This is a genomic window from Guyparkeria sp. SB14A (assembly GCF_005096345.1).
GTDB lineage: Bacteria > Pseudomonadota > Gammaproteobacteria > Halothiobacillales > Halothiobacillaceae > Guyparkeria > Guyparkeria hydrothermalis.
Genome location: NZ_SWAW01000007.1, coordinates 1 through 19,160 on the forward strand (window position 1 = coordinate 1; position 19,160 = coordinate 19,160).

General features: G+C 69.0%; 18 protein-coding genes and 1 riboswitch. Of the genes, 9 read left to right on the top strand and 9 right to left on the bottom strand.

What is annotated here, in order from left to right; translation table 11 throughout:
- From FAZ79_RS04430 to FAZ79_RS04450, 5 genes are all read right to left on the bottom strand, one after another.
- Positions 1 to 964, bottom strand: a 964-nt coding sequence (locus tag FAZ79_RS04430) for an XdhC family protein (protein WP_136866777.1), incomplete at its 3' end; no start/stop codon positions are given.
- Entirely contained in the window at positions 961 to 3,108 is a 2,148-nt protein-coding gene (locus FAZ79_RS04435; protein WP_136866778.1) for a xanthine dehydrogenase family protein molybdopterin-binding subunit, read from the bottom strand. The genes FAZ79_RS04430 and FAZ79_RS04435, both read right to left, overlap by 4 nt.
- Entirely contained in the window at positions 3,105 to 3,590 is a 486-nt protein-coding gene (locus tag FAZ79_RS04440) for a (2Fe-2S)-binding protein (RefSeq protein WP_136866779.1), read from the bottom strand. The genes FAZ79_RS04435 and FAZ79_RS04440 overlap by 4 nt, the downstream gene beginning before the upstream one ends.
- 188 nt (positions 3,591 to 3,778) lie before the next feature.
- On the bottom strand, positions 3,779 to 4,480 hold the full coding sequence (locus tag FAZ79_RS04445) for an ATP-binding cassette domain-containing protein (protein ID WP_136866780.1): 702 nt from the start codon (positions 4,478 to 4,480) through the stop codon (positions 3,779 to 3,781).
- Between the two features lie 15 nt (positions 4,481 to 4,495).
- Positions 4,496 to 5,743: a lipoprotein-releasing ABC transporter permease subunit gene (locus FAZ79_RS04450; protein WP_136866781.1), complete on the bottom strand. Its 1,248-nt coding sequence runs from the start codon at positions 5,741 to 5,743 to the stop codon at positions 4,496 to 4,498.
- A gap of 311 nt (positions 5,744 to 6,054) precedes the next feature.
- Between FAZ79_RS04450 and FAZ79_RS11655 the strand changes: the two genes are divergently transcribed.
- The 4 genes from FAZ79_RS11655 (at position 6,055) to FAZ79_RS04470 (ending at position 8,153) form a co-directional block, all read left to right on the top strand.
- Complete coding sequence (locus FAZ79_RS11655) at positions 6,055 to 6,357, top strand: hypothetical protein (protein WP_247709492.1); 303 nt, start codon at positions 6,055 to 6,057, stop codon at positions 6,355 to 6,357.
- Between the two features lie 59 nt (positions 6,358 to 6,416).
- The gene (locus FAZ79_RS04460; RefSeq protein WP_136866782.1) at positions 6,417 to 6,632 is read left to right on the top strand and encodes a DUF2892 domain-containing protein; all 216 of its coding nucleotides are present in this window, start codon (positions 6,417 to 6,419) and stop codon (positions 6,630 to 6,632) included.
- Positions 6,633 to 6,807: 175 nt separating this feature from the next.
- The gene (locus FAZ79_RS04465; protein ID WP_136866783.1) at positions 6,808 to 7,851 is read left to right on the top strand and encodes a hypothetical protein; all 1,044 of its coding nucleotides are present in this window, start codon (positions 6,808 to 6,810) and stop codon (positions 7,849 to 7,851) included.
- A gap of 23 nt (positions 7,852 to 7,874) precedes the next feature.
- A complete protein-coding gene (locus FAZ79_RS04470) occupies positions 7,875 to 8,153 on the top strand; it encodes an acylphosphatase (protein ID WP_136866784.1) in 279 nt (92 codons plus the stop codon).
- Between the two features lie 13 nt (positions 8,154 to 8,166).
- Here the strand turns inward: FAZ79_RS04470 and FAZ79_RS04475 are convergent, their stop codons facing one another.
- Entirely contained in the window at positions 8,167 to 8,862 is a 696-nt protein-coding gene (locus FAZ79_RS04475; protein ID WP_136866785.1) for a sulfite exporter TauE/SafE family protein, read from the bottom strand.
- Between the two features lie 121 nt (positions 8,863 to 8,983).
- Here FAZ79_RS04475 and hrpA point away from each other — a divergent pair, with 121 nt between their 5' ends.
- The 3 genes from hrpA to FAZ79_RS11435 all read left to right on the top strand — a co-directional run bounded on the left by hrpA (position 8,984) and on the right by FAZ79_RS11435 (position 14,170).
- The gene (gene hrpA / locus FAZ79_RS04480) at positions 8,984 to 13,084 is read left to right on the top strand and encodes an ATP-dependent RNA helicase HrpA (protein ID WP_169303578.1); all 4,101 of its coding nucleotides are present in this window, start codon (positions 8,984 to 8,986) and stop codon (positions 13,082 to 13,084) included.
- 68 nt (positions 13,085 to 13,152) lie between these two features.
- A complete protein-coding gene (locus tag FAZ79_RS04485) occupies positions 13,153 to 13,809 on the top strand; it encodes a DUF4124 domain-containing protein (protein WP_136866787.1) in 657 nt (218 codons plus the stop codon).
- A 64-nt stretch (positions 13,810 to 13,873) separates the two neighbouring features.
- Positions 13,874 to 14,170 (top strand): YcgL domain-containing protein, encoded by a 297-nt coding sequence (locus tag FAZ79_RS11435; protein ID WP_169303579.1) that lies wholly within the window; start codon positions 13,874 to 13,876, stop codon positions 14,168 to 14,170.
- A gap of 49 nt (positions 14,171 to 14,219) precedes the next feature.
- Here FAZ79_RS11435 and cysQ read toward each other — a convergent pair whose 3' ends face one another.
- Together cysQ and nudE are read right to left on the bottom strand one after the other, a co-directional pair.
- The gene (gene cysQ / locus FAZ79_RS04495; RefSeq protein ID WP_136866789.1) at positions 14,220 to 15,050 is read right to left on the bottom strand and encodes a 3'(2'),5'-bisphosphate nucleotidase CysQ; all 831 of its coding nucleotides are present in this window, start codon (positions 15,048 to 15,050) and stop codon (positions 14,220 to 14,222) included.
- Positions 15,051 to 15,055: 5 nt separating this feature from the next.
- Positions 15,056 to 15,625 (bottom strand): ADP compounds hydrolase NudE, encoded by a 570-nt coding sequence (gene nudE, locus FAZ79_RS04500; protein ID WP_136866790.1) that lies wholly within the window; start codon positions 15,623 to 15,625, stop codon positions 15,056 to 15,058.
- A gap of 160 nt (positions 15,626 to 15,785) precedes the next feature.
- Positions 15,786 to 16,005: riboswitch (cobalamin riboswitch) on the top strand.
- A 37-nt stretch (positions 16,006 to 16,042) separates the two neighbouring features.
- On the opposite strand from nudE, the gene FAZ79_RS04505 reads away from it, so the two are divergent.
- Positions 16,043 to 17,893, top strand: a complete 1,851-nt coding sequence (locus FAZ79_RS04505; protein ID WP_136866791.1) for a TonB-dependent receptor — start codon at positions 16,043 to 16,045, stop codon at positions 17,891 to 17,893.
- Between the two features lie 39 nt (positions 17,894 to 17,932).
- Complete coding sequence (locus tag FAZ79_RS04510; protein WP_136866792.1) at positions 17,933 to 18,544, top strand: hypothetical protein; 612 nt, start codon at positions 17,933 to 17,935, stop codon at positions 18,542 to 18,544.
- 89 nt (positions 18,545 to 18,633) lie between these two features.
- On the opposite strand, the gene FAZ79_RS04515 is transcribed toward FAZ79_RS04510, so the two are convergent.
- Positions 18,634 to 19,149: a chemotaxis protein CheW gene (locus FAZ79_RS04515; RefSeq protein ID WP_169303580.1), complete on the bottom strand. Its 516-nt coding sequence runs from the start codon at positions 19,147 to 19,149 to the stop codon at positions 18,634 to 18,636.
- Positions 19,150 to 19,160: the final 11 nt, after the last annotated feature.

Below are 19,160 nucleotides of genomic sequence, written 5' to 3' on the forward strand. Positions count from 1 at the left end.
GACGCTCGATGTCGCGTGCGGCGACCAGCTCGGCGGCGATCGAGACCGCGATCTCGGCCGGGGTATGCGAGCCGATATCGAGACCGGCCGGGGCACGCAGCCGACTCGTGTCCACGCCCAGCGAGGCGAGCCGGTCGCGGCGCGCCCGGCTGGTGCCCGCCCCGCCCATCGCCGCGACGTAGAACGCCGGCGACTCGAGCGCGTCGATCAGGGCCAGGTCGTCGAGCCGGGGGTCGTGGGCCACCGCGACCACCGCCGTGCGGCCATCCAGACTGCGGGTGGCGAAGAATCGCTCCGGGGCCTCGCGGTGCAGCGGCACGCCGGCGACATGCCAGCCGATCTCGGGGCGCGGATCGCAGACGTCGACCTCGAATCCAAGCGCCCGCCCCTGCCAGGCCAGCGCCTCGGCGACCGGACCGGTGCCGATGATCGCCAACCGCCAGGCCGGGCCGAACGGCACGGCGAGCCGGCCGCCACGGCACACGGGGAATTCGGGCACGACGCCCTCGACCGGATGAAACGTCACCGCGCCGCTGGTCAGGTCGACCTCGCGCCAGACCGCCTCGCGACGCGACACGGCGGCCAGTGCCGGGCGCAGGTCGGCCGCCCGGCGCGGCCACTCGACCAGCAACGACAGGGTCCCGCCACAGGGCAGGCCCGGGTGGGTCGTGCCGTCGAAACGCCGCTCGATCGGCACGCCGAGCCGGGACGCCTCGGGGCGCCCCGCGAGCCAGTCGAGCAGCTCGTCCTCGACGCAACCGCCGGAGACCGAGCCGGCCTGCCTAGGGATTCCCTCGGGGCTCGGGCCGGCCGGATCGACGATCACCCAGAGCGAACCGGGCCGGCGCGGGGCCGACCCGTAGGTCTCGAGCACCGTGACCAGCGCCACCTCGTGGCCGGCCTCGAGGGCCTCGACCGCCAGATTCAGGGCCGCCTGACGATCGGTGGCCGGGGACGCGTTCACGCCTCCCCGTCCAGCTCGATCGGCAGCCGACGGATCGGCTTGCCGGTCAGGCTCACCAGCGCGTTGACCACGGCCGGTGCCAGCGGCGGCAGCCCCGGCTCGCCCACGCCGCCCGGCGGCTGGCCGGAGTCGACGATGCCGACCTCGACCTCGGGCATCTGATCCATGCTCACCGCCGGGTAGTCGTTGAAGTTCTGCTGCTGGACCCGGCCGTTCTTGATGGTGATCTTGCCGGACAGGGCCGCGGTCAGGCCGTAGGCGATCGAGGAATGCACCTGGCGCTCGACCCCGGCCGGGTTGACCGCGATGCCGCAATCCAGCGCGCACCAGACCTTGTGCACCCGGGGCTTGCCGTCCTCGATCGAGACCTCGGCGACCTGGGCGCAGTAACTGCCGAACGACTTGGCCAACGCCACGCCGCGGGCGCGCCCCTCGGGCACCTCGCCACCCCAATCGGCCATCTCGGCGGCCCGCTTGAGCACGCCGACGTGCCGGGAATCGTCCTTGAGCAGTTTCAGGCGGTACTCGACCGGGTCGATCTCGGCCCGCCGGGCGAGCTCGTCGAGGAACGACTCGACGATCCAGGCGTTCTGCGAATGGCCCACCGAGCGCCAGAAGCCGACCGGAATGCCCGGATCGACCTGGGCGTAGGACACGGCGATGTTCTCGATCCGGTAGGGATGGTCCGCGGCCCCTTCGACGGCGGCCGGATCGATGCCGTCCTTGACCATGCCCGGCGCAACGCGCGACCAGATCGACGGGCCGGCGATGCGATGCACCCAGGTCACCGGCAGGCCGTCGTCGTCGAGCGTGGCGGACAGCTCGTTGTAGGCGGCCGGGCGGTAGAAGTCGTGACGCACGTCGTCGGGACGCGTGTAGATCACCTTGACCGGACGACCGGCGCGCTTGGAGAGCTCGACCGCCTCGCGGACGAAGTCGGTCTCGAAACGACGGCCGAAACCGCCGCCGAGGAAGGTGGTGTGCACCGTGACCTTGGCGGGGTCGACGCCGGCCACCTCGGCGGCCACCTTCTGCACCGAGCCGGGCGCCTGGGTCGGCACCCACAGGGTCACGCCCTCGTCGGTGACCGAGGCGGTCGCGTTCATCGGTTCCATGGTGGTGTGGGCGAGATACGGCACGCGGTAGGTCGCCGAATGCGTGTTCTCGTCGCTGCCGAGCGCGTCGGCACCGCGCCCCTCGGTGCGCGCCGGCCGGGCATCGGCCTTGCCCCCCTCCTGGAACTGCTTGTCGATGGCCTCGTCATCCAGCTCGGCCAGCTCGCCCTCGTCCCACTCGATCGAGAGCTTCTTCCGGGCCTGGTCGGCACTCCACCAGTCGCCCGCCAGCACGGCGACGCCATGCTCGAGTTCGATCACCTGTTCGACGCCGCTGGCCTTCTTCGCCTCGGCGGCGTCCACCGATTTCAGCTTGCCGCCGAAGACCGGGCAGCGCTCGATGCTGGCCTGCAGCAGGCCGTCGGGACGGGCGTCGATGCCGAAGTCCGCCTGGCCACTGACCTTCTGCGGGGTATCCAGGCGCTTGGTCGGCTTGCCGATGATGCGGAAATCTTCGCGGTCCTTGGTGAAGACCTCTTCGGGCGGCTCGAGCTGGGCGGCATCGGCGACCAGGTCCTTGTACTCGACCTGGCGGCCGGTGGCGGTGTGCACCACCACGCCCGGCTCGGTGCGCAACTCGGAGAGCGGCACGCCCCAGCGGTTGGCCGCGGCCTGCATCAGCATCTCGCGGGTGGCCGCACCCACCTCGCGCAGCTTGGTGTAAAAGCCGCGCACGGTGGCACTGCCGCCGGTGACCTGGCTGCCCAGCGCCGGGTTGGCGTAGGCCTCGTCGGCCGGGGCGAATCGCGTGTCGAACTCGCCCCAGGGCAGGTCGAGTTCCTCGGCGATCATCATCGGGATCACCGTCATCGCCCCCTGACCCATCTCGGAGCCCGAGACGGTCAGCATCGTCCGGCCATCCGGGTGCATCTCGATCCAGGCGTTGGGCTCGAACACGCCGGCCGAGCCGGAGTTGCCGCCCTCGCCGTCGGCGGCCATGGCCGACTCGGGCGCACCGAGGCGGAAACCGACCAGCAACCCGCCACCGACCGCGGCGGAAACCTTCAGAAACTGTCTGCGGGTAGTCATGCCGACACCTCCTCGCCGTCACGGCCGGCCATCTTTGCCGCCGCGGCGTGCTTGATCGCCGCACGGATCTGGTTGTAGGTGCCGCAACGGCAGAGATTGCCCTTCATCGCCCGGTCGATGTCCTCGTCGGAGGGATCGGGGTTGTCGGCCAGCAGGGCCGCGGCCTGCATGATCTGGCCGGACTGGCAGTAGCCGCACTGCGGGGCATCCTCGGCCACCCAGGCCAGTTGCACCGGGTGATCGCCGGCCGAGGAAAGTCCCTCGATGGTGGTGATCTCCTTGCCGTCGGCCGAGGCCACCGGGGTGATGCAGGAGCGGGTCGCCTCGCCATCGACGTGGACTGTGCAGGCACCGCACAGCCCGGCACCACAGCCGAACTTGGTGCCGGTCAGGCCGACGTAGTCACGAATGGCCCACAGCAGGGGCATGTCATCGGCGACCTCGAGGGTCACGGGTCGCCCGTTGATGGTGAGTGTTGCCACGGCGGTTCTCCCACGGTATTGCGAGTTGGCTTGCAGAGTCGACGACGCCCCGGATGCCGGGGCGTCTCGCGCAGTGCCAAAAAGCGTAGACCGTGATGGCCGGGTCGCAATATGTTTTGCCAAACCGAGCGCAGCCGGCGGGGTGCCGTTATGGAAACCCTGAAGCGCGTTTCCTTATCGAGGGAGGATTAGCAGGGGTCGGTGATCAGGCCGTCGGCGATATGCAGGGTGCGGTCCATCCGCGCGGCGAGCTCCAGATCGTGGGTAACCAGGACGATGGCGCTGCCCATGGCCCGGTTGAGCTCGAGCATCGCCTCGAACACCGCCTCGGTGCTGCGGGTATCCAGGTTGCCGGTGGGCTCGTCGGCCAGCACCACCTCCGGGCGGGTGACCAGCGCCCGGGCGATGGCGACGCGCTGGCGCTCGCCGCCCGAGAGCTCGCCGGGTCGATGGTCGAGCCGGTGCCCCAGCCCGACGCGCTCGAGCAGGGCGCGCGCCTTCGATTCGGCCGCCTCGCGCGGTTCGCGGCGGATGATCAACGGCATGGCGACGTTGGTCAGTGCCGAGAACTCCGGCAACAGGTGATGGGCCTGATAGACGAAGCCCAGGTGACGGTTGCGCAACAGGCCTCGACGACGTTCGCCCAGCGCCGAGAAACGCTGGCCGGCAAGCCAGACCTCGCCGCCGGTGGGCTGGTCGAGGCCGGCCAGCAACGAGAGCAGGCTCGACTTACCCGCCCCCGAGGCGCCGACGATCGCGACCCGCTCGCCGGCATGGATGGCCAGATCGATGCCGCGCAGCACCTCGACGTTGAGGCTGCCCTCGCGAAAGGTGCGGGTCAGCCCGGTCGCCTCGAGGACCGGGCGCGGCGTGCGGTTCGACTCACTCATATCTCAGCGTCTCGGTCATTCGTAGCGCAGCGCTTGGGCCGGTTGTACACGGGAGGCCCGCCATGCCGGGTAGAGCGTGGCGAGGAACGAAAGCGCGAAGGCCATCAGGCCGATCAGGCCCACGTCGCCCCAGTCGAGTCGCGAGGGCACCTCGCTGATGTAGTAGACGTCCGCGGGCATGAACTGGGTGCCGGCGAGGTTCTCGATCCAGGGCACGATCACGTCGATGTTCTCGGCGATGAGCACGCCCACGCCCACGCCCACCAGCGTGCCGATCAGGCCGATCACCACGCCGGTGATGATGAAGATCATCATGATCGACCCGGGACTGGCGCCGAGCGTGCGCAGGATGGCGATGTCGCCCTGCTTGTCGGTGACCAGCATCACCAGCGTCGAGACGATATTGAACGCCGCCACCGCCACGATCAGCGACAGGATGATGAACATCACCGTGCGCTCGATCTGGATGGCGCGGAAGAAGTTGGCGTTCGACTGGGTCCAGTCCTGCGCCACGTACGGGTAGCCCAGCTGCTGGTTGAGGTCCCGCGCCACGGCCGGCGCAGTGAATATGTCGTCGAGCTTCAGGCGCAGCCCGGAGACGCCGTCGCCGGTGCGGAACAGGGCCTGGGCGTCGGCCAGGTGGATCATGGCCGTGCCGCGGTCGTACTCGTACATGCCCACCTCGAACAGGCCCACGACGGTAAAGCGCCGCTGGCGCAGCATGCCGCCGACCGGCGTGACGGCGACGTCGGCGCTGATCAGCATCAGCCGGTCGCCCACCTCGACGCCCAGCGAGCGGGCCAGCGCCGAGCCCAGCACGATGCCGAACTCGCCGGCCTCCAGTGCGGCGAGCTCGCCTTCCTTGATGTGCGCGCCGATGTCGGTGACCGGGGCCTCGCGTGCCGGGTCGATGCCGCGGATGATCGCCCCGGAGACCTCCGAGGCGGCCGAGAGCATGCCCTCCGCCTGCACGTAGGGCGCGACCGCCTGTACCGACGGATGGCGCTCGATTCTCTCGGCGACTGACGGCCAGTCACCCAGCGCCTCGCCACGCTCGCTGACGGTGACGTGCGCGGTCATGCCGAGGATGCGCTCGCGCAGCTCGTCCTGAAAGCCGTTCATCACCGAGATCACCACGATCAGGGCGGTCACGCCGAGGGTGATGCCGATGATCGAGGTGGCCGAGATGAACGACACGAAGCGATTGCGTCGTTTGGCGCGCGTGTAGCGCAGCCCGATCATCCATTCGAATGTCTGCCGCATGCAGACCCCTGATGTGCTGTGGGTGGATATACGTCAAACGGCCGACCGTGATCGGCCCGGCACGGCCATCCCGGCCACGGGCCATTTCGACCACGAAACCGCCGATTGGTGCCCAGGTGCCGGAACCAGAGTCTAACCCGCGCCGCCGGTCATCCCGCTTGCAGCCAACGGCGGCCTGGCGCAGACTAGCGGCAATCGCACCGCGCGGGCCGCCGGAGCCACGCCCGGCAGGCCTGGGGCCCTCCGAGCCACTCGGCGCGACAGCAGATCATTCAGGGAACGAGTCATCAATGCAAGACAAGGAGCCGACCATGACCCCGCTGACGCAACTCGCCCGGCCGCTGGCCGTCGCCCTGCTGGCGATCGCCGGCATCCTGGCCGCCGGCCCGACCCTCGCCCAGAGCGACGGCGAGTCGGCCTCGGTCCACGGCCTGACCCAGGAGCAGGTCATCGCGCGTTTCGGCGAGCCGGAGCGTCGCCACGCCCCCGTACCCGCCACCGGCGAGCATCCCACGCCGCCGATCACGCGCTGGGACTACGCCGACTTCAGCATCTTCTTCGAAAAGCGCATCGCGCTGCATCGCGTCGAACACGGGAAATTCCCGCCGCAGTGACTACACTCGCGGGACGGTACTCGATACCCCGTTAACCCGTTCAACCGGAGGATGCAGAGATGACCGCCAACGTGGGAATGATCGACAAGTGGTTGCGCATCGTGGTCGGCGTCGCGCTGATCGCCCTGGCGCTGTTCGACGTGATCGGCTGGTGGGGCTATATCGGCATCATTCCGCTGGCCACCGGCGTGATCAACTTCTGCCCGGTCTACAAGCTGATCGGCATGAACACGCGCGGCGCCGGCCAGGGCAAGTCCGGAGACGGCCCCGCCTGACCACCCGCCCACGGCGCGGTCAAGCCGCGGCGCGGGAACCTCGAGCTACATCGAGGATCTCAGAAAAACCGATTCGGGAAACCGTCCCGGTAAAACGGATCTGCTTGCGCCCCGCTCCCCCGGCCTGCCCGGGTGGTCCGGGGCGTTCCCATGTCTGCTCACCCCGACGCTGACCATGGCCCCCATCGCACGCCCCGCACATCACTGGCGATTCGGACTGCTGCTCCTGCTGGCTGCGGCCGGCACCCCGTTGGCGGCGCCCACCGTGGCGACCGAGCACGAATTGCCGGCGGGCATCGACGAGGCATCCGGCCTGACGCTGTCCGTCCAGCACGAGCGCCTGCTCTGGACGCACAACGACAACATCAACGACCCCGGCTCCAGCGAGCGCGTCACCCCGCGGGTGCACGGCATCGACCCCGAGGGGCGTCAACGCCTGAGCCTGGAACTCGAGGGACTGGTACAGCGCGACTGGGAGGCGATCGAGAGCATCCGTCTCGACGACTCGAGCAGCCTGGTCGTCGCCGACACCGGCGACAACCGCGACAGCTGGCCCGATTACGTGCTGTGGTTCGTCGACGAGCCGGCCGAGCTGCCGCCCTCGGCACAGGAGCAACGCACCACGCCCAGTCACCTGCTGCGCTTTCGCTACCCCGACGGCTCGGCGGACACCGAGGCCATGGTGGTCGACCGCCGGGGCGGCCAGATCCTGTTGCTCACCAAGCGAGAGGACCCGCCGCGGCTGTTTTCCCTGCCGCTGGCGGCCCGTCAGCCGTTCGCCGAGGAGGGCAGCCCGCGCCAGCGACTCGAGCGCGCCACGGTGCACGAGGCCCGCCTGATCGGCCCGATGGGTGGTCTGGTGCCCACCGATCCGATCAACTGGCTGCTCTCGCCATTGACCGGCCGCCAGACCAGCCTGCCCACCGGGATGACCCTCTCGTCCGACAACCGCCTGCTGGCCGTACTGACCTACTCCTCGCTGTACTTCTTCCGCCGCGACGTGGGCGAGCGTTGGGCCGAGGCGATTCGCCGCCCGGTCGCCTCGCGCTCGCTGCCGCGCATCGACCAGTGGGAGGGCATTGCCTTCGACCGGGAGGCCCGATCATTGACCATCGTGCGCGAAGGCACCGGCGCGGGCACCCTGCTCCACCTGGAGGTGCCCGAGGCGGCTCGGGTGGCGGCCACCCCGCGCTCAGCCGACGCGCGGGGACGTGACTGAATGCCGATCCGAGGGAGGCGACCATGACAGACACCATCCGACGACACGTGCACGTGAGTGGACGCGTGCAGGGCGTGTTCTTCCGCGACTTCACCCGCCAGCAGGCCGAGGCGCTGGGCGTGGCCGGCTGGGTGCGCAATCTCGACGACGGCCGGGTCGAAGCGGTCCTGGAAGGCGACGCGGACGTGATATCGACCATGCTGGAGAGGCTGCGCGACGGCCCCAGGCACGCGCGGGTGACCGACCTCGCGGTACGCGAGGAACCGGTCGAGGGCCTCACGAGCTTTGCCGTGACCGGCTGACGAGCCGCGTTGTTCAGCCGGCGAGACGCGCCCCGGCGAGCATCAGCTGGTAGACACCAAAGGCGACCACCATGCCGCCGGCGACCCGACGCACCCATGGCCGACGCACGAATGCCGACAACTGCCCGGCGAACGCCCCCATCGCCAGCAGGTTCGGCAAGGTCCCCAATCCGAACCCGAGCATGAGCAGCGCCCCCTGTAACGGTCCGCCCGCCGACAGCGCCCAGATCAGCACGCTGTAAACCAGCCCGCAGGGCAGCCACCCCCAGACCAGCCCCAGCCCGAAGGCCTGACCGGGCGATCTCACCGGCATCAATCGCCGGCCGACCGGCTCGATGTAGCGCCACAGGCGCGAGCCGAACCGCTCGATCCGCGTCAACCCGAACCACCAGCCGCCGACGTACAGCCCCATCATCACCATGAACAGCCCGGCAATCGCCAGCAGCACCAGCTGCGCCTGCTGCATCGGCACCAGCGACAGTCCCAGCAGTCCGACCGTCCCGGCAATCGCCCCGGCCACCGTGTAGGAGGTGATCCGGGCGAGGTTGTAGGCGAGCAGGTAAGGAAACAGCCGCGAGGCCCGCTCGCGCGTCTCGGCGGGCAGGCCGAAGGTCAGCGCCCCCACGATCCCGCCACACATGCCGACGCAGTGCACGCCGCCGAAAAACCCGACGGCCAGGGCGGCGAAGAAGCTGACGTTTTCCGGCATGGAGCAACCTCTGCGTGAGTGCGTGTGCGGCCCGGCCATCAAGCGGCTTTTGGTGACCGCACGAGACGTGGCGATACGGGACGTGACAATCCAACCCACGGCATCTCGTACAATGGGTCGGATGAGTCATCCCGTCGACAGCGCCGATCCGGCGAGCATTCTCGCGTATATCAACGCCAATCGCGATCACCTGGCCCTGCGTCATCTGCCACAGATCGACCGGCAGCTGCGCCGGCTGGAGGAGGGCACGCCCGACGAGGCCGCCCTGCACCGCCTGCTCGATCGCGTGACGGCCGCCGCCGACGAGGTCGCCGCGCGCGAGGCGCTCGCGATCGACATCGCCTACCCCGAGAGTCTGCCGGTCTCCGGGGCGCGCGAGGCGATCCTGGCGGCCATCCAGTCTCACCCGGTCACCATCATTGCCGGCGAGACCGGCTCGGGCAAGACCACCCAGATCCCCAAGATGCTGCTCGAACTGGGCTACGGCCGCCGCGGGCTGATCGGCCACACCCAGCCACGGCGGATCGCGGCGCGCAACGTCGCCCGGCGGCTGGCCGAGGAGCTCGACGAGGGGCCGCACGGGGGCGACGGGCGCACGGCGGTCGGCTACAAGGTGCGCTTCTCCGACCAGACGCGACCGGACTCGCGCGTCGCGGTGATGACCGACGGCCTCCTGCTCGCCGAGTTGCAGCACGACCGCGACCTGCTGCGCTACGACGCGCTCATCATCGACGAGGCCCACGAGCGCAGCCTCAACATCGACTTCCTGCTGGGCGTGATGAAGCGCCTGCTCGCGCGCCGGCCGGACTTCCGACTGATCATCACCTCGGCGACCATCGATCCCGAGCGCTTCGCCGAGCATTTTGCCGACGGGGAAAACGGCCGCCCGCCGATCATCTCGGTGAGCGGGCGCGGCTACCCCGTGGAGGTGCGCTACCGCCCGCCCGAGGCCGACCGCGACGAGGAGCTGGGTTCCACCATTGCCCGCGGCGTGATGCACGCGGTCGACGAGCTGGTCCACGAGGGCCCCGGCGACATCCTGGTGTTCCTGCCCGGCGAACGCGAGATCCGCGAGACCGAGCGTCAGCTCTCGCGTCACGGTCTCAGGAACACCGAGATCCTGCCCTTGTACGCGCGCCTGTCGGCCGCCGACCAGCAGCGGGTGTTCGCCCCGCACGCCGGACGACGCATCGTGCTGTCGACCAACGTCGCCGAGACCTCGCTGACCGTGCCGGGCATCCACTACGTGATCGACTCGGGGGTGGCGCGCATCAGCCGCTACCACCCGCGGGCACGCCTGCAGAAGCTTGGCATCGAACCGATCTCGCAGGCCTCGGCCAACCAGCGCGCCGGGCGCTGCGGCCGGATCGCCCCGGGCGTGTGCATCCGCCTGTTCGAGGAAGAGGACTTCGAGTCGCGCCCGGCCTTCACCGATCCCGAGATCCTGCGGAGCAACCTCGCCTCGGTGCTGTTGCAGCTCGATTCGTTGAAGCTGGGCCGGGCCGAGGAGTTTCCGTTCATCGAACCGCCGGAGCCCCGCCAGCTGGCCTCGGCGCGCAAGCACCTGTTCGAGCTGCGCGCGCTCGACGAGCAGGGCCGACTGACCGACATCGGTCGCCGCCTGTCGCGCCTGCCGATCGACCCGACCCTGGGCCGGATGATCGTGGCGGCCCGCGAGCACGGCGACCGGGCCACCGAGGACATGCTGGTGGTCGCCGCCTTCCTCGCCATCCAGGACCCGCGCGAGCGCCCGTCCGAGGCGCGGGGCGCGGCCGATGCCGCCCACCGCGAATTCGCCCTGGCCGATTCGGACTTCGCCAGTGCCCTGGCGCTCTGGTCGGCCTGGCACGAGGTGCGCCGCCACAAGAGCCGCCGCCAGGCACGCCAGTGGGCTTCTCTGCGCTACCTCAACGCCAACCGCCTGACCGAGTGGCACGATCTGGTCGGCCAGCTACGCGGCTCGGTCGACGAGATGTTCCGCATCCGCCTGCCGGAGTTCGAGCCGATCGTGATGCCCGACAAGCCCGAGGAGGGCGAGAAGCAGAAGATTCCCGGCGCGCTGGCCGGGCGCATCGAGCAGCTGCACCAGGCGGCGCTCGCCGGGCTGCTCGATCACGTCGGGATGCGTGACCCGGCTCCCCCGAAGAGCTACCAGCAGGCCGCCGGCGATCACCGTGGCAAGAAACGCCGCGCGCCGACGGTGTACCTCGGCGCGCACAACCGCCGCTTCTACCTGTTCCCCGGCTCGGTGACCGTCAAGGCGCAACCCAAGTGGATGATGGCCGCCGAGATCGTCGAGACCTCGCGGGTGTTCGCCCGCATGAACGCGCCGATCAACCCGCGCTGGCTCGAACCGATGGCGAGCCACCTGATCACCCGCGAGCACAACGAACCCACCTGGGATGCCAAATCCGGCCGGGTGACGGCCTTCGAGACCGTGCGCCTGTTCGGCCTGCCGATCGTCACCAAGCGACGCGTCGACTTCGGCGCGATCGACCCGGTCGCCGCGCGCGACGTCTTCATCCGCCGGGCGCTGGTGGAGGGGGATTTCGAATCCGCGCAACCGTTCTGGCAACACAACCAGGCACTGATCGAGGAGATCCGCACGCTCGAGGCCAAGCTGCGCCGCCCGGCCTTCCTGGTCGACGACCAGGCGCTCTACGACTTCTACCAGGCCCGCATCCCGGCCGAGGTCACCGACGCCCGCAAGCTCAATCACTGGATCAAGGACGACCGCGCCGCGGCCGCACAACTGGAACTGACCCGCGACGATCTGCTGGCCACCGAGCCCGACGACCGCCGCCTGTCCGAGCTGCCCGATCACTGGCAGGCGGGCCGCTATCGCCTCAAGCTCTCGTATCACTTCGTCCCCGGCGAGCCGGACGACGGCGTGAGCCTGCACGTGCCGCTCGGCCTGCTCAACCGCATCGACATCCCGCCGACCACGCACCTGGTGCCGGGCCTGCGGCGCGAGAAGATCGAGGCGATGATCCGGGCGCTGCCCAAAGCCGAACGTCGCCATTTCGTGCCGGCCCCGAGCTTTGCCGAGGCGGTCGAGGAACGCATCACCGATACCGACATCTCGCTTGCGCAGGCCGTGGCCGACGAGCTGCGCCGCATGACCGGCCACGAGGTCGACCCCGCGCTGCTCGACGAGCAGAAGCTGCCCGAGCACCTGCGCATGCGCTTCGTGGCCGTCGACGAGGACGGCGAGCCGGTCGACGCCGACCGCGACCTCAATGCCCTGCGCGGCCGGCAGGCGCAACGCGCGCAGGAGGCGTTCAACCAGCGCAGCAAGCATCGCCTCGAGGATCACCAGGCGACCGAATGGGATTTCGACGAGCTGCCGGAGACCCTCACCATCGAGAGCGCCGGGGCGCAGGTGGAGGCCCACCCGGCGTTGGTGGATCGCGGCGATCACGTCGCGATCGAGCTGATCGACCACCCCGAGCGCGCGCGGCTGGTGCACGAGGCCGGCGTGGTCCGGCTGATGCTGCTGAATCGCGCCCAGATGGTCCGCCAGGCCGAGTCCGACCTGCGCGGTGATCGCACGCTCGATACCGTGCGCCTGCACTACAGCCGGCTGAAGTCGCCGCGGCCGATCCCGATCGAGGGCATGCAGCCACCCCGGCGGGCCGATCGCGCCTTCGACCAGGAACTGCTCTTCCGCGCGGCCTGGGAACTGGCGGTCGTCGGCGAGCTGCCAGTGCGCGACCCGGACACCTTCCGCCAGCGCCTGGCCCGACTGGATGGCGAGCTGCCGCAACGGGCGATGGCACTGGCCCAGCAGATACGCACGATCCTCGAGCAGCAGCACCGCCTGCGTCGCCAGCTGGGCGGGCGGCTGCCGCTGTCGGTGATCGAGGCGGCCAAGGAGATCGGCGACCAGATCGACCTGCTGGTCCACCCCGGCCTGATCTGGCTGGCGAGCAGCGAGCGGCTTGCCGCCCTGCCGCGTTATCTCGAGGGCGCCGAAAAGCGCCTGGAGAAGACCGAGCGCCAGCCCGAGCGCGACCGGATGCTGCGCGTGCCGTTCGCGCCGCTGGCCGAGCAGGTGAGAACCCGGCTGATCAAGGGCACCCCGGGCCTGGTCGACTGGCAGCGGCGCGAGGCGCTGCTCGACCTGCTCGAGGGTCACCGCTTGGCGGTCTTTGCCCAGGAACTGGCGGGCAAGGGCGCGCCCAAGGCCAAGGACGTGGAAACCGCACTGCAGGCGCAGTGAAACGCGAAACCGGCCGCGCGGCGACTGGTCTATAAAGACTGGTGTGGAGTTAGCCGGGAGTGGCGAGAATGCGCGAGACGAGGCACAAACGACGGCTGGCCGTCACATTCGGCGCCTTCGCTGCCCTCGTGGCAAGTGTCGCGAGCGTCGGGCAGGAAGGCGAGACGGTCTACAAGTGCATCCACTCGGATGGGCGGATCGTCTACTCCGACCAGCCCTGCACCGGCTCGGCCACCGGCGGAATGGACGGCCAGATGGAGGTGCAGACCATCACCGCCCCGCCGCCGGGCAGTGGCGGCGAGGCGGCCCGCGAGGGCATCAAGCGGATTGCCGAGGAATACGACCAACGCCAGGAGGCCGAGCGCAAGGCGCGCGAAGAGGCCGACCGGCGCGCACTCGAGCGCCGCCTGTCCAACCCCGAGGTGGTCGTGGTCGCCCCGTGGCGCGACGAACCCCGTTACATCCCCTATTACCCGCAGGGTAAGCATCTGCTGCCCTACGACCGCTACCGCGATCCCGCCCACGGTGGCATGCGCCTGGACGACGACGGTTTCTCGTTCTGGTACGACAGCGGCTACCCCTTCCCGCACCACCGGCCGCCGCCCCCTCATCGGCCACCCCATGACGATCGCCCACCACGCGATCCCTATTCCAGCGACGGCCGCCCGATCAAGGAGCCGGGTTACTCGGGACGCTACCCCGGTGGGTTCCCCGGCCTGCGCTGACCGACAAGCCCGGCGGAATCTGCGACAATCCCACGCCCATTCACTAGGGCAGGCCAGATCCGTCATGCAGGCGCATATCTTCAAGAGTCGCAAGAACCCCGACATGTACCTGTTCGTCCGCGAGGGGCAGGACATGGACGAACTCGATCGAATGGTGCGCGAGCGCCTGGGTGAACTCGAGTTCGTGATGGCGCTGGATCTCTCGGAGGACCGCGAGCTCGCGCGTACCGACACCGCCACCGTGCGCGACCACATCGAAAAGCTGGGCTTTCATCTGCAGATGCCGCCCACGGCCGAGAACTGGGCCCACTGGGACAACCTCAAGGCCGGCATCCGGGCGGGCCAGCCCAAGCCCGAATAACCTCGGCACGGGATAACGGCGAGGGTCCGGCCGTCCGCGTGGCGGGCACTCAGAGCGCGGCGATCTCGTGCAGCCGGTCGAAATCCAGCGGCAAGCCGTTGTGGGCCACGAACATCGGGTTGAGCAGCGACTCGCGGGTGTTGTAGCGCAGCGGACGACCGGAGAGATCGGTCAGCTTGCCGCCGGCGGCCTCCAACACGCACTGCGACGCGGCCGTGTCCCATTCCGAGGTCGGTCCCAGACGCGGGTAGAGATCCGCCTTGCCTTCGGCGACCAGGCAGGTCTTCAACGAACTGCCGCAACGCAGCACGCTCGCCTCGGCACCCGGGCGCGAGAACGTCTCGATCAGGTGCATTTCCCGCCGGCTGGCATGCGACCGCGACAGTGCCAGGGTGGGCGGATCGGCAGGCGTGCGCACCTGGATGGGGCCGGGCGCGTCGTGGTAGCGCCAGGCGCCCTGACCGCGGATCGCCGCGTACTCGAGCCCCACGGCCGGGGCGAGCACCACGCCCAGCACGGGGACACCGGCGTCGATCAGGGCGATGTTGACGGAGAATTCGCCGTTGCGCTTGACGAATTCGCGGGTACCGTCGAGCGGGTCGACCAGCCAGTAGCGCGACCATTCTCGCCGCTCGCGCCACGCCGGGGCGCGCCCCTCTTCCGTGATGATCGGCCAGCCATCGCCCAGGCCGGCCAGGCGCTCGGCGATCAGCTGATTGGCCACCAGGTCGGCCTCGGTGACCGGCGAGGCGTCCGCCTTGCGCTCGACCGAGAAATCCTGCTGGTAGACCCGCATGATGGCGTGGCCGGCGGCCTCCGCGATCGCACGCACCTCGTCGAGCAGGGCCTGGTCGACGCCGACCGGTTGTTGCCTATCCATCTCGTTCACGCGGCTCCTTCCCTTTGACGTTGCTGGCGGTACGCCCGCACCAGGAACATGGCGGCCAGCGAGCGGGCCTCGGAGCAGTCGCCCGAGGCGGCGAACTCGTCGAGCTCGGCCATCGGCAGGAAACTCACCTCGAGCGGCTCGGGCTCGTCCCCCGGCAAGCGGTCCGGATAGAGGGATTCGGCCAGCACCAGTTGCGTGCGCTGACCGGAATAGGTGGGCGCCATGGTCATTTCGTTGAGCCGGGTCAGACGGCGGGCCGCGAAGCCGGCCTCCTCCCTGAGTTCACGATTGGCGGCTTCCACCGCCGTCTCGCCCGCATCGATCCGCCCCTTGGGCAGGCCGAGCTCGTAACGCTCGGTGCCGCAGGCGTACTCGCGGATAAGAACGAACTCCTCGTCGGCCGTCAGTGCGGCGACGATCACCGCGCCATTGCTGCTGCCCTTGAGACGCTCGAACTGCACCTCGGTGCCATTGGCGAAGCGCAGATCCACGCCCTCCACGCGAAACAGGCGGGTTTCGGCCAGGGGACGGATCGCCTGAATGATGGGCGGGGCGTTCGAGGGCATGACTGACCTTGGTCTGGGTGAAAATTCGCGCCGGAATGCTGCGTTCATTGTAGCCGACTCGATCGACTTGCCCGACCCGGGGCACAGGGCAATCCGATTCATCTCGTCCATGAAAATAGCTCATGAGATGCCCTTGCCTTTACGCGAGCAATTGCAAACAATGCGCCCCGACGTCAGAGGTGGTGCCCCGATCACGCATTGCGGGCACTGAAACAGGGAAGCAGGTCCAATGCCTGCGCTGCCCCCGCAACGGTAGGTGGTGACGTCGGCATCACGTAGCCACTGGCCCAAGGGAAACCACCGGGCCGGGAAGGCGATGCCGGCCGGGGAGATCCCCTCGACCACGAGCCCGGAGACCGGCCTCTGATCGGCATTCCCGACCCGCGGTGGGCTGGTCGGTCACGTGAAACCGCATCCATGACGCACTTTTCCGCCGGGCGACTGTCGTCGCTCACCGCCGGGCTTACCGGCCTGACCTGTCTTTTTACCCTCGTCCCGTCACAGGCCGATGACCGGCTGGGACCGATCAACATCACCGCCGCCCGCGAGGCCCCGGCGATTGCCCCCGCGATGCCCGAGACCGTGATCACGCGCGAGGAGATCGAGCGCAGTCAGTCCCGTTCGTTGCAGGACCTGCTGGCTGGACGCGCCGGCCTGATCGTCAGCAACGAAGGCGGCCCCGGCAAGCTGTCGAGCGTGTCGATCTGGGGGCAGAGTGCCAACCGGACGGCGGTTTTTCTCGACGGCGTACGCATCGGCTCGGTATCCGCCGGTCAGTCGTATCTCGAGCACATCCCGTTGGAACAGATCGAGCGGATCGAGATCGTGCGAGGCCCGCGCTCCGGGCAATGGGGCGCGGATGCCGGCGGCGGGGTGATCCAGATCTTCACCCGCGAGGGCACCGCGGACGGGACTCATCTGTCCGGTGGCATCGGCGCCGGCTCCCGCGGTCAACGCGAGGCCGACGCCCATATCGGTGGTCGCCAGGGCGCGTTCGACTATGCGCTGGGCGTGGCCCACCGCGAAACCGATGGCTTCGATGCCTGCGAGAACGGCGGCCCATATACCCCGCCCTGTTACGCGGACGAGCCGGACGACGACGGCTACCAACGCGATTCGCTGCAACTGCAGGCCGGGTACCGGTTCGGCGAAGGGGGGCATGTGCGTGCCCATGTATTGGCCGCCTCCGCCGAGGTCGAATACGACGGCCCGACCAACAATAGCGAAATCGAGCAACGCACCATCGGCCTGTCGGCCTCCACCGGCCGGATCGGCTTCTGGCAGTTGCGCACCCGGGCCGGTCGGCATATCGACGACCAGGACTATTTCCGCGATCGGCAATTTGACTCGCGTTTCGACACGCAACGCGACACGCTCTCACTGGCAAACGACTTCTTTCTCGGGTCATCCACCACCCTGACACTCGGGGCGGACCAGACAGTCGACAAGCTATCGAGCACGACCGACTACGTCGAGGAAGCCCGGCGCAACCAGGGGCTGTTTGCTCAGCTCAACACGCGCCTTGGCGAACGCCTGGATGTCCAGGGCGCGCTGCGCCGTGATTTCAACGAGCAATTCGGCACCGCCAACACCGGATCGCTGGACCTTGCCTATCGACTCGACGATGCCTGGTCAGTGAGCGCGGGGCACGGCACCTCGTTCAACACGCCGTCCTTCAACCTGCTCTATTACCCGCCCTACTGCCTCGCACCCGGCCTTTGTTTCGCGACGGCAAACCCCGATCTCGAACCGGAGCGCACGCGCACCTCGCGCGTCGGCATCGCCTGGAGCCAGGGGCCGTGGCTCATCGAAACGACGGCCTTCCACTCATCGGCAGACGATCTGATCTCGAGCCCGCCGCCTAGCTACGTGCCGGAGAACGTCAGCGAGGCGACCATTCGCGGCGCGGAGCTCGTTGCTCGCTGGACCAACCAAACCTGGTCCGCTCACACGAGCCTCACCTACCTGTCGACCGAGAACGAGACCACGGGCGAGCCGTTGCCGAAGCAACCCCGTTGGAGCGGTCGCCTGGCCGTCGATCGCCAGCTGGGCGCCTTTTCGATCGGCACCACCCTGCGCGGGCGCAGTGGTTCGGAAAGCGACAACCGGGGCTACGTGGTGGCCGACCTGCGCGGCAGCTACCGTCTGGCGCCTGACTGGCGCATCGAGGCCCGCGTCGATAACGTGTTCGACCGGGACTACCAAATCGTCGACGGCTTTCATCAGGCGCCGCGCGGCGTGTTTGTGAGCCTGCGCTACGGCCGGTAACATAGCGCCTTCCCCGGCCTTTCAGGACGTCATCCGACCATGCCCCATCCCATCGACGAACGACTCTTCCCGGCCAGCCGGCTCGTCGCCATCGCGGCACTTGCCGTCATGGCCGTCTCGATGCTCGCCACGCGCTACCACCACTTCAGCTCGGCGCTGCACCTGGCGGACACCTCCTGGGCGGTCTTCTTCCTGGCGGGGTTGTGGTTCCGGCAGGTGCGCGTGCTGGGTGGATTGCTGGCACTGGCCGTCGTGATCGACCTGGGCAGCGTATGGCTGGATGGTGCGGCGATGGCCAGCTGCTTCTCTCCCGCCTACCCGGGCGTACTGGCCGCCTATGCCGCCCTCTGGGGCGTGGGGCGCCTGGTCGGCAAGCGAGCGACGACGGTGGCGACCCTCCCCGCCCAACTGGCGTGGATAGCCGGGGGGATCATCGTCGGCAGCGCGGTGGCCTTTGGCCTGTCCAACGTCACGTTCTACGCCTTCTCCGGCCAGTTCGGTGAAATGGCAGCCGTCGAGTACGCCACGCGCACGTTGCCCTACCTGGGCGGCTACCTGACCAGCGCCGCCACCTACAGCGCCATCGCGCTGGCGGGCATGGCGCTGATCAATACCCTCCGCGAGGGAGCTCGGGTGCGCCGCCACGGCTAAGCCCATGACCCACTGCGTCCGGAGAAGCAAAAACCCGGCACGCTAGCGTGCCGGGTTTTCTCGTTGCGGCGATCACGGGCAAGGCGGGATTAGTCGCCGGGCGGCTCCTCCGCGGCCTCCTCCTGACCGAGCCGCATCTGATCGATGCGTTCCTCGAGAACCCGGATATCGGGAATCGCGGTAAGACGTCCGCCAATCCGCACCACTTCGCGCCAGAGGGGGTTGTCCTGCGGACCGGCTGACTCGATCTGGCGACGCTCGACCTGCTCCGAGCGCGGCACGCCGGACAGCAGCAACGCGTAGTACGGCAGGGCCCGTTCGGGGTCCGTGCCGTACAGCACCGCACAGCGCACCCGCCGCCCAATGGTGGGCAGGGATTCGCCGTTCATCGCCTCCAGGCTGACCAGCGGCACGCGCTGGCCTCGCCAGTTGACCATGGTCGCCTCGCTGCGTCCGAGTCGGATGCTGCCTTCAGGCAGGGAGACGTCGGTGATCTCGGCGATCAACGAGTAGGGCACCAGCAGTTCGAGATCGATCAACTGCGTGGGCAGACGGACGGCACGGATTGCCGTCTCGTCGATGGGCCGTTCTTCTTGCTGTGCCATGGCTGCTTGCT